This is a genomic window from Kitasatospora sp. GP82 (assembly GCF_029892105.1).
GTDB lineage: Bacteria > Actinomycetota > Actinomycetes > Streptomycetales > Streptomycetaceae > Kitasatospora.
In genome coordinates, this window is the sequence record NZ_JARZAJ010000120.1 from 1 (window position 1) to 1,535 (window position 1,535).

At 74.9% G+C, this 1,535-nt stretch carries 1 protein-coding gene; it reads right to left on the bottom strand.

From position 1 onward, the window contains the following. Window positions 1–39 precede the first annotated feature (39 nt). Window positions 40–1,535, bottom strand: a 1,496-nt coding sequence (locus tag P3T39_RS37335) for an O-antigen ligase family protein (protein ID WP_280703780.1), incomplete at its 5' end; no start/stop codon positions are given.

Below are 1,535 nucleotides of genomic sequence, written 5' to 3' on the forward strand. Positions count from 1 at the left end.
CCGCCGGTGGGGCCGCCAGCGCGCTCGGTTGTTCCGGTGTCATGCTCGGTGCGCTCCCAGGGGATCGGGGACGGTCCTGGAGATGGGGACGGGCGCGACGGGGGCTGCGGGGCTTGAAGCTGACGGATCGCCGGATACCTCCGCGCCCTCGGGCCCTGGGACGGCCGCGCGGGCGGCAAGGCCGAGGACGACCGAGGTGAGCACGGTGGTCGTCCCGCCGATGTCGCCGTACAGGAAGTCGACCAGCACCCAGGTGAGCAGCGCGAGGGCCGCCAGGCCCGGGCCCGCCGCACGGCGCAGGCAGCCGATCAGCAGGGCGAGGAAGAGCCCGGCGTAGGCGACGATGCCGATCAGGCCCTGCTCGCTGAGCACCAGCAGGTACATGTTGTGCGGGGAGAGCAGGGGTTCGCGCTGGAAGCCGATGGTGGAGTCGGCGGCGTCACTGCCCGAGGAGAGCCTGAGCGGGGCGTGGCTGTCGCGCAGTTGCTGGAAGGCCTTGGGCCCGGCGCCGGTGACCGGGTGGTCCTGCCAGATCCGGCGGGCGGTGGTCCAGAGGTCGTAGCGGTCGCTGACCGACTGGTCGGGGGCGGCGGAGACCGAGCCGATGCTGGAGAGCCGCTGGGTGACGCCGTCGGAGCCGATGCCGATCCCGCCGACCAGGACGATGCCGGCGGCCAGCCCCAACAGGGCGCTGCGGACGGCCAGTCGGGCGTCCGCACGCAGCAGCAGCACGGTGGTGGCGGCGGCGCAGGCGATCCAGCTGCCCCGGCTGAAGGAGACGGCCAGCGGGAAGGCCAGGAAAACGGCGACGGCGAACATGGCCAGGCGCAGCGGCCGGCTGCCGCCGCTCCCGCGTTCGGCGAGGGCGAGTGCGAGGGCCGCGAGCAGGCCGAAGCTGACCACGGTGGACATCGCCATGATGTCCAGCGCACCGAAGGTGCCGACCGCGCGGATGGGCTGGCCGGTGTAGGAGGCACCGGTCCTGGTGAGGTACTGGTGGGCGCCGACCACGCCCTGGACCAGTGCGGCGAGCACGAAGGAGCCGAGGATCAGCCGCTGGTCGTACCGGTCGCGCAGCGAGCAGAGCACGGCGGCGGGCACCAGGACGAAGACCTGGACCAGCCGGACGAAGCCGGTGAGGCTGGCGGCCGGGTCGATCGAGGCGATGGTGGCGAGGGCGGCCGAGCAGACCACCGCGCCGAACAGCGTGCAGGCGGTGCGGCTCACCGTGGGGAGGTGGCCGCGCAGCAGGCCGACGGCGGTGAGCGCGACGAGGGCGAGCGAGGCCAGGTCGGCGGCGGTGATGTGGACGGCGGCGGCGACGTCCTTCTCACCCGCAGGTACGCAGACCAGCAGCACGGTGGCGGCGGCCAGCAGGCTGGGCCGGGCCGACAGGGCGGTGGCGGCGGCGGCCAGCAGGCTGGGCCGGGCCGACAGGGGGGTGGCGGCGGCGGAGGGTGAGGTGGGCGGCCGGGCGGACCGCGGCCGTCGCGGCGGTGGCGGGTTTGAGGGGGCGGGGGCCCCGGGGGGCGACT